This is a genomic window from Cerasicoccus sp. TK19100 (genome assembly GCF_027257155.1).
Classification (GTDB): Bacteria; Verrucomicrobiota; Verrucomicrobiia; order Opitutales; family Cerasicoccaceae; genus Cerasicoccus; species Cerasicoccus fimbriatus.
Genome location: NZ_JAPWDU010000008.1, coordinates 174,082 through 182,948, shown reverse-complemented (window position 1 = coordinate 182,948; position 8,867 = coordinate 174,082). Strand labels below are relative to the sequence as shown.

The window sequence follows — 8,867 nt, the reverse complement described above, 5'->3', positions numbered from 1 at the left end:
TCATCATCATGCTCAACGCCATCATCAAAAACCCAAACTATAAAATAGCATGAGCCAAAACAAAGACAGTTGCTCCAACTCGCTCACCCGAGGAAATTCTTTTCCAGGCATTGGCGCAGGGCCATGCGGGCGCGGTGGAGGATGGTCCACAGGTTCTGCGGCGTGATGTCGAGCTCCTCGCAAATCTGGTCGCTTTTGATACCGTCGATTTCGCGCATGATGAACACGGTGCGGATTTTGTCCGGCAGCTTGTCGGCGCAGTAGTAGAACTGCTGCATGAATTCTTTGCGGTCCATTTTCTCCACTTGCACGGGATTCCAGTCCTTGGGCACGTTGGGGTTATCGTAGTCCCAACTGCCGTCTTCGCTGAAGAGGTCGGCCTCCTCGCGCTCGAAGAAATGGGCGGTCTCCTGCATCGACTGGGTGCGGTTTTTTTTCCGGTAGTAGTCGATGACTTTGTTTTTCAAAATGCCGGTGAGCCACGTTTTGACGCTGGCTTTGCCGGAGAAGCGATCCTTGCCCTTGATGGCGGCGAGGAAGGTTTCCTGCACGAGGTCTTCGGCCAGCGCCTGGTTGTTCACGCGAAAATAGGCGAACTTGTAAAGGGCATCGCCGTATTCGTCGACCCAGGTAGCGGGGTCGAGATCCGGCTTGGCTGGCGAATCCTCGGGCATGGCAGTGGTTCAGGAGTAGACGCACATTCGGAAATAAAGTTCCCCGGGTCAATGCGATAAGGTGTTGTAAGTCGGAGGTTAACGTATAGTCTCTCACGTTATGCCACGTAAGAAACCCGCCCAGAAGACGTCGGCGAATCCCGAACGGGAGCGTCTTACCCTATCCGCCGAGCGCAAAGAAAACTGGAAACGCTGGGGCCCGTATCTCTCCGAGCGGCAGTGGGGAACCGTCCGCGAAGACTACTCGGAAGACGGCGATGCGTGGCGCTACTTTCCCCACGAGCATGCGCGCAGCCGCGCCTACCGATGGGGTGAGGATGGACTGCTGGGCTTCACCGACCGCGAGTGCCGCCTGTGCTTCGGCCTCGCCCTGTGGAACGAGGCCGACCCGTTTCTCAAGGAGCGCCTCTATGGGCTAACCGGCCACGAGGGCAACCACGGTGAGGACGTTAAGGAGCTCTACTACTATCTCGACGCCACGCCGACCTACAGCTACATGAAGTCGCTCTATAAATACCCGCAGCGCGAGTTTCCCTACGAGTGGATGCGGCAGGAGGGCGAGGGGCGCGGGCTCGATGAAGACGAGTTCGAAATCCTCGACTCCGGGGCCTTCGATGACAACCGCTACTTCGATGTTTTTGCGGAATACGCCAAGGCCGGGCCGAACGATATTTTGATCAAGATCACCGTCGCCAATCGCGGCGAGGAGGGGGCTAATTTGCACGTGCTACCGCAGCTGTGGTTTCGCAATACGTGGATCTGGGGCTGCAAGCACGAGGGCTGCTGGATGAAGCCCTCGATCAAAAAAGGCGCGGGTAACAAACTCATTGCCGAGCATGAAACCCTCGGCGAGATGCACTTTTGGGCGGAGGACGCGCCGGACTATCTTTTCACGGAAAACGTGACCAATGCGCGCGCCGTTTTCGATGCGCCCAATGATGCCAAGCACACTAAGGACGCCTTTCATCGCTACGTCGTGGATGGCGAACTGGGCGCGGTCGCCAGCAGTCATGGGACGAAGGCCGCCGCGCACTACAGCCTCTACATACCCGGGGGCGAAGAGCGCACGATCCGCTTGCGGCTGAGCCATGCCGATGAGTCGCCGAAGGCCCCCTTTGGCAAAGGCTTTGACGACATCTTTAAGAAGCGCCAAAGCGAGGCCGATACGTTTTACAGTGACATTACCGGCGGCAAACTTTGCGATGCAGAGTATGAGGTGTTGCGCCAGTGTTATGCGGGCCTCTTGCAGTCGAAACAGTTCTATCACTACTCGGTCAACGAATGGCTGGAAGGTGATCCCAACTTCCCGCCGCCGCCCGAAGGCCGTGGCGACATCCGCAATGGCGACTGGGGCCACCTCTTTAACCGCGACGTCATTTCCATGCCGGACAAGTGGGAATACCCGTGGTTTGCCGCTTGGGATTTGGCCTTCCACATGATCCCGTTCGACAAGATCGATCCGGACTTTGCCAAGCAGCAGCTCATCCTCTTTTTGCGCGAATGGTACATGCACCCCAACGGGCAAATTCCGGCCTACGAGTGGAACTTCTCCGACGTAAATCCGCCGGTGCATGCGTGGGCCGTTTGGCGTATTTATAAGATGACGGCCAAGCGCGGCGAACGCGATTTGGACTTCCTGGCGCAGTGCTTTCACAAGCTGCTGATCAACTTCACCTGGTGGGTGAATCGCAAGGACCCCGAGGGCCGTAACTTGTTCGCGGGTGGCTTCCTCGGTTTGGACAATATCGGTGCCTTCGACCGCTCCAAGCCCTTGCCCGGTAATGCGCAGCTGGTGCAGGCCGACGGCACGGCGTGGATGGCGTTTTACTGCGCGACGATGCTCTCCATCGCGCTGGAGCTCGCCGCGAGCGACCCCTCCTACGAGGGCGTGGCGTCGAAATTCTTCGAGCACTTTGTGGCCATCGGTGAGGCGATTAACACCCTCGGCGGCACGGGCCTGTGGAACGAGGATGACGGCTTTTACTACGACATGCTTCACACGGGCGACGGGCAGGGGATACCGATGTCGATCCGCTCCATGGTCGGCCTGTTGCCGATCTGCGCGGTGGAGCTGTTGCACAACGAAACCATTGAATCGTTGCCCGGTTTTAAGAAGCGCATGAAGTGGTTCCTGAGCCACAACGAGATCTTCACCCAACAGGCTTCGTGCTTGGATTTCGCGGCGGGCAAGGATGTCTCACCGAAATTTCTCCTGGGCCTGGCCTCGCGCGAGCGGATGGAAAAAGTGCTTCGTTATCTCTTCGACGAAAACGAGTTCCTCTCGCCCTACGGTATCCGTTCGCTGTCGAAGGCGCACGAGGAAAATCCGTTCGTGATGAAGCTTAACGGCGACGAGCATTGCGTCTCCTACGAGCCGGCTGAATCGCGGAGTTATCTCTTTGGGGGTAACTCGAATTGGCGTGGCCCGATCTGGTTTCCAGTCAACTTCCTCATCATCGAAGCGCTCGAAAAATATCACCACTTCTACGGCGACCGCCTGAAGGTAGAGCTGCCCACCGGATCCGGTAATTGGGTGACGCTCGACGAGGCCGCCAAGGATCTTAGCCGCCGCCTGCTCAAGCTTTTCCTGCCCGACGAAAACGGTGACCGCCCGGTCAATGGTAGTCACGCCGAATGGTATCGCGACGAGCACTTCCAGGACAAGGTGCTCTTCTACGAATACTTTCACGGGGACAACGGGCGCGGCTGCGGTGCCTCCCACCAGACGGGCTGGACGGGCCTCATCGCCAAGCTGCTCGAAGACGCGTGCAAGTGACGGCGCGCGTTGGGCGCGGGTCTAAGTGGATAAAGCCGCGTAGACTCGCGATCGCTGGGCGTTGAAATCGCGAATCGAACACTCGACTTTTTCCAGCGCCGCGCTCACATTGCGGGCATGAAGCAAAAGCTCACACAATTGGTCAACAACCCCAACATCGGCTTGCTGATCATCCGGCTGGCAGCCGGCATCATCTTTATCGCGGCGGGCATCCCGAAGTTTGCCGGTGGCGCGGAAAGCCTGAAAGGCGTCGGTTCCAGTATGGCGATCTTCGGCATTGATTTCGCACCCTTGTTGTGGGGCGGCATGGCGGCCACGGCAGAGCTGGTTGGCGGGCTGCTGATTATTCTTGGCGTGTGCACGCGCATCTCCTCCTTCTTCCTCTTTTTTACGATGGTGGTTGCCGCGGCTGTTAAAATAAACGGCGGCGGAGACATCATCAAGGAAGCCGGTTACCCAATCGTGCTGGCCGCGGTTTCGCTGGGTTTGGTGTTCACCGGCTCGGGCAAGTTTGCGGTGAAGGAAGGCTCGGTTTAAGCTTTTGCCGTTTGTTTGTTGCTGATTTTTAGTATGAGGAATTGCTTGATGCTGAGCATCTGACTGTCTTACGGTAGTTCATGCTTAGAGCACTGACTATCTTCCTTTTGTTTGCCTCCAGTTTGGCTGCAAGCGATCTGCGCGAGTTTACCAGCACGGATGGCAAAACGCTGAAGGCGAGTGTGGTGAACTATGACCAGCAAAGCGGCGAAGTAACGATTCGCCTGGAGGATAATCGCACCTTTAAAGTGCCGGTTGATCGATTCAGTGAAGATGATCAGACCTATCTGAAAGAATGGCGCATGGAGTATGACCGAAGCTTTGCCAGCGTGCGGGTTGGCGGACACACGATTCGTGGACATAAGTTCGCCTTTATCTTTTGTGGAGATTTTGAGCCGATCAAGCGCGATCAGTTGCGTGACGATATGAGGCGCTGCTTCGATAGTATGGATGACGTCGTTGAGTTTAATCTCTATGCAGACTTAAATAACTCCAAGCCGCTCTGGAAAGGATTAAGGCCTCACTCTGATGAAGACCAAGAGGCCGCCCTGCAATGGATTGAGCGTAATCGATTTGGCTTCAGTGACGACATGAATGCTTACAATAAAGCGGTTAAAGACGGAGCCGAGCATATCGTATTGATCACGACAGTGGGCTTAGGCCAGCGTTCTCACATGCTGAAGCGAATGAAAAACCTGACGCCGAACAATGGTGAAAATCCGCTGGTGGTACACGTGGTCCACTACGGTAAAGGTGTCCACTCCTCTTCTCTTCAAGAGCTAGCGCGCGACTTTGGAGGCACTTTTTCTATCCGCTAGCGGGCCTTTGCGGGCACGGGCTCGATCTGGCCGCGTTCGCGCTCTTCCTGGAGGCGGAGCTGGCCACAGGCCGCGTTGATGTCGTGGCCTTTTTCGCGGCGAAGCGTGGCTGAGACACCGGCGTCGTGAAGAATTTGCACGAAGGCCTCCTGCTGGTCGATGCTGGGGCGAATCCAGTCCAGGCCCTGCACGGTGTTGTAGGGGATCAGGTTGACGTGGGCGTGCAGGTCGCGGGCGATCTTGGCGAGTTCACGGGCTTGGTCGAGTGAGTCATTGATGTCCTGGATCAGGATGAATTCCAGTGTGATCATCCGGCCGTGCTTTTCGGAAAAAGCTTTGGCGGCGGGGAGCAATTCCTTGAGCGGCCACTTGCGGTTGACGGGCATGATCTGCTCGCGGACCTCATCCGTTGCGCCATGCAGGGACAGAGCGAGGCGGAAGCCCATCGTCTCTTCGGCAAGGTCATAGATGCGCGGGACCAGGCCAGAGGTGGAAATCGTGATGCGGCGCGCGCCGAAGTTGAGCCCCCAGTCGGCATTGAGGATCGTCAGCGCGCGCATGAGCGCCTCGTAATTGGCGAGCGGCTCGCCCATGCCCATCACGACGAGGTTGTCAAAGCTGGCCAGCTCTTCACTCGCGCGCGGCGTGTTGGGGTCTTCGCGGCGGCAGACTTCGATCAGCTGCGCCACGATCTCGCCCGCGTGCAAATCCCGCTTCCAGCCGGCCAGGCCGCTCGCGCAAAACTTACAACCATACGCGCAGCCAACCTGCGTGCTGATGCAGATCGTTTTGCGGGACTTGTCCTGCCCGACGCCTTTTTGCGGCGCGCGGATGATCACGGTTTCGATCAGCGAACGGTCACCAAGTTGGAGGAGTAGCTTATCCGTCACGTCGCCCGAGCGCTTGTCGAGCACGGGCGTGGCGGGGGCAAATTCAAAAGTGTCGGTCAGCCAGGCGCGCAGTGGTTTGCTGAGGTTAGTCATGTCCTCGGGTGAGCTGGCGCGCTTCTTGTAGAGCCAGTCCATGATCTGCCCGGCGCGAAATGGCTTCTCACCATTGGCCGCCAATCGCTCGCGCAGCGACTCCAGCGTCTCTCCGTAAATGAATGGTTTCTCGGGCGTGTATTTCATGGGTGTCTAATCGACCAAGCGAAGCAGCCCTCGCCGCCGCTGGCAAGTGAGAAGGGTGGGGCAATGCGCACGGGTGATGAAAATAGCTTACTGGTTTAAATGGTTAACTATCTGGGGCGATGGGCTTGGTTGCAGATTGCTTTACCGGAGGCGGCGTTCTCCATTTACTGGAGTTTCGATTGCTTGCCGGGGCGGCGGCGAGGTGTTAAAACCATGCGTCGTCACTGCACCGTGTTTGTCGAAATCCCTGATCGCCCCCAATTCCATTTAACCGTGCAAAAAACTCCGAATACCGTTTGTTCAATGAACTCCGCCTCCTCGTATCGAGCGGGCTCACGCCTGATGTTCGGGCTGCTTGCGCTGCTCGGTAGTTGCTTTATCGCTGGTTGCGGCGATCGGCAAAATGGCAGCGCCGCAGACCAATCGGGCGCGAGTGAAACACCGTCCCAGTCCGCGACCATTGAGTCCGCAAAGGCACCCGTTGCCACGCAGATCCTTTACGTGTCAAACGACGGCGACGATGCGGCGACCGGTGCCAAGGATGCGCCATTGGCCACGATCCAGGCAGCCATCGATCGCGTGAAGGCCGGTGGAGAGATTCGCGTGCAGCCGGGCGTTTACCGCGAGCGGTTGGTCATCAGCGAAGGCGGAACTGTCGAGCAGCCGATCCGGATCGTGGGCGAAGCCGGTGCCGTGATTGATGGCAGCGTTCCAGTCGACGTGAAGTGGGAGGAAGCCGCTGATATTGGCCCGGGAGTCTGGCTAACGCGCATGCCTTTTGACCCGCGTTGCGTTACGGTGGATGGCCAGTTTTTTACTCTGCTCAATCAACAGCGCGTCACCGCCAAGAGCGGTGCCAAACCTGAGTGGCAGTGGACCACGATTTTCCGGGAAGGCATCAACGCGAAGGGACGCGGCGCGACCTGGGATGGTATCAATGGCCTGGGCTTTTACCTGACCGATGGGGACCGCTTTTACGTGCGATTGAAGGACCAGGCGAACCCGGCAGAGGCGACGTTTACCTTCTCGCCCAACGAGCCAGCGGTTAAGGTGAGTGGCGCGTCCTATGTGGAGATCAGTGGTTTCGAGATTCGCAATACGCCGCTGGGCGTGGGGGTGGTCAACGCCAGCCACGTGGTCGTGGACGGATGCCGCATCGGGCCAACTCGCGATGGCGTGCGCTTCGGGCATGGGAGCCGCGACTGCACCGTGCGCTACTGTGAGATTTTTCAAAACCCCTACAGCAACTACCTGCCCAAAGAAAATTCCTGGGAGACCTGGACCGCGCACAAGCGGGGTGGCTGGTATGACATGCGGGGCGTCATGATCGACCAGACTCTCGGCGGGCACGAGATTCACGATAACCACATTCACGATCAATGGGATGGCATCAGCAGCACCGGTTGGGACCACTGGCGCTCAACGGCCGAGGAGCGCATGGGCTGGACGCAGTACAACCAAAACCTGAACATCCACCACAACCTGATCGAGGACATGAACGACGATTCGCTGGAGCCCAACAGCGCGGAGATCAACGGCCAGTGGCATGACAACCTCGTCTTGCGTTCGCGCTGCGCCTTGCGCGTTAAGGTGATCGATGTCGGCCCGCTTTATCTGTATCGTAATCTCTTTGCCGACAATCGCGAGGACATCCGTTTCTACGGCGAGCTGGAGCTGAACCCGGCCGAGGTTTACATTTACCACAACACCAGCACCGCCCGGACCGCGATCATGAGCAACAAGGTGCGCGGCATCGGCACGCCCAATTACCACGTCTATAATAACCTGTTTTACGCCGGGCGCTGGTGGGGCAACACGGGCGAGTCCGTCGACCCCAACTGGACCGGCGATTACAATGTCTTTGTGCGCCAGCCCGACAGCTCTTCGTGGGATGCTTCCAAGGCCTTGGCCGAAAAGCTTTCCATGGATGTCCACAGCCGCTGGGTGGAAGACGACCAGTTGCCGTTCGTCTCACTGGAGCCGCTGGACCTCGCCTTGACTGAGCAAAGCCCGGCTCGCGGTGCGGGCATCGACCTCAAGAGTGTCTTTGGTCGGGACTTGCCCGGCTTCGAAGCGGACATCGCCAATCCAGCGTTACGACCGGATGCCGGCGCGCTGCCCTACGGCCAGCCAATGCCGACGATCCCGCGCCCACGCGCTGGCGAATAGCGTCGTTTTTTCATCGGTATCTCTAACCGCTAACATGCAGTGGTCCCAACGCCGCAAATCTCGCAGTCGATTGTCCGAACCCTTGTCCACGGGGACTACACGTCAAGCACACCAGAACTTTTCTCTTCGTTCTGAGATACCGAGTATGGCTAGGGGGGCACTTTCACATTCGTAGTGAATCTGTGCGCCGTTGATGCTGGCGAATTGTGCGCTAGTATCAATGGGTAAGTATCTGGCCAAGGCCCCGGGCATCAAGTTTGGGGAGCTCTGGTAACTCAATGTGGCTTGCCGGATTTCTTGAGTTGGATTGAGCTGCTAGGAGTGTTCCGTTGCGTTGAAGTGGAGCACGGGTATCTCGGGCGCACCCTGAATGCGATACCACTGCCTGACATCTTCATGGCCGAAGATGTGACCGCGCTGAATTTCGAAATACACCTGCTCGGGCACGATGAACGAGTATGTCTCGCGAGTCGCTTCGCCAAGGCAGATGAGATGATACTGTTGCTTACTTTGGACCAAGCCTCCGTTGACCTTATATGTCCTGGGCGGAAAGATGCGTTTATCCATGATCGCCCAGCGCTGCGGAACCATATCAAAGGGCAAGACAGACAGTATTACTTGTCTTGGCCGGTTGTCGTTGCTCCCAAACACGAGGAAGCCCGCAAAAGCCAAGAGTATGATAACCAGCAGTGCATTGACGATTTTCATTTCGCGCCCATTGAACGGGACGATGTCTATACTGCAAGATGTTTAGTGCTTTGAT

Annotated in this window: 7 protein-coding genes; 4 read left to right on the top strand and 3 right to left on the bottom strand. The window is 57.6% G+C overall.

Features of this window, described 5'->3' with window-relative positions; genetic code table 11:
* Positions 1 to 83: 83 nt before the first annotated feature.
* A complete protein-coding gene (locus tag O3S85_RS19355; protein WP_269542734.1) occupies positions 84 to 674 on the bottom strand; it encodes a sigma-70 family RNA polymerase sigma factor in 591 nt (196 codons plus the stop codon).
* 100 nt (positions 675 to 774) lie between these two features.
* On the opposite strand from O3S85_RS19355, the gene O3S85_RS19350 reads away from it, so the two are divergent.
* The 3 genes from O3S85_RS19350 to O3S85_RS19340 all read left to right on the top strand — a co-directional run bounded on the left by O3S85_RS19350 (position 775) and on the right by O3S85_RS19340 (position 4,805).
* Positions 775 to 3,450 (top strand): MGH1-like glycoside hydrolase domain-containing protein, encoded by a 2,676-nt coding sequence (locus tag O3S85_RS19350; RefSeq protein WP_269542732.1) that lies wholly within the window; start codon positions 775 to 777, stop codon positions 3,448 to 3,450.
* Between the two features lie 117 nt (positions 3,451 to 3,567).
* Complete coding sequence (locus O3S85_RS19345; RefSeq protein WP_269542730.1) at positions 3,568 to 3,987, top strand: DoxX family protein; 420 nt, start codon at positions 3,568 to 3,570, stop codon at positions 3,985 to 3,987.
* An 80-nt stretch (positions 3,988 to 4,067) separates the two neighbouring features.
* Entirely contained in the window at positions 4,068 to 4,805 is a 738-nt protein-coding gene (locus O3S85_RS19340) for a hypothetical protein (protein ID WP_269542728.1), read from the top strand.
* Here the strand turns inward: O3S85_RS19340 and rlmN are convergent.
* Positions 4,802 to 5,935 (bottom strand): dual-specificity RNA methyltransferase RlmN, encoded by a 1,134-nt coding sequence (gene rlmN / locus O3S85_RS19335; RefSeq protein WP_269542727.1) that lies wholly within the window; start codon positions 5,933 to 5,935, stop codon positions 4,802 to 4,804. The two genes, O3S85_RS19340 and rlmN, sit on opposite strands and share 4 nt — an antisense overlap.
* Before the next feature lie 303 nt (positions 5,936 to 6,238).
* Here rlmN and O3S85_RS19330 point away from each other — a divergent pair, with 303 nt between their 5' ends.
* Positions 6,239 to 8,104 (top strand): right-handed parallel beta-helix repeat-containing protein, encoded by a 1,866-nt coding sequence (locus O3S85_RS19330; RefSeq protein ID WP_269542725.1) that lies wholly within the window; start codon positions 6,239 to 6,241, stop codon positions 8,102 to 8,104.
* Positions 8,105 to 8,419: 315 nt separating this feature from the next.
* Here the strand turns inward: O3S85_RS19330 and O3S85_RS19325 are convergent, their stop codons facing one another.
* The gene (locus tag O3S85_RS19325; RefSeq protein ID WP_269542724.1) at positions 8,420 to 8,812 is read right to left on the bottom strand and encodes a hypothetical protein; all 393 of its coding nucleotides are present in this window, start codon (positions 8,810 to 8,812) and stop codon (positions 8,420 to 8,422) included.
* Between the last annotated feature and the right edge of the window lie 55 nt (positions 8,813 to 8,867).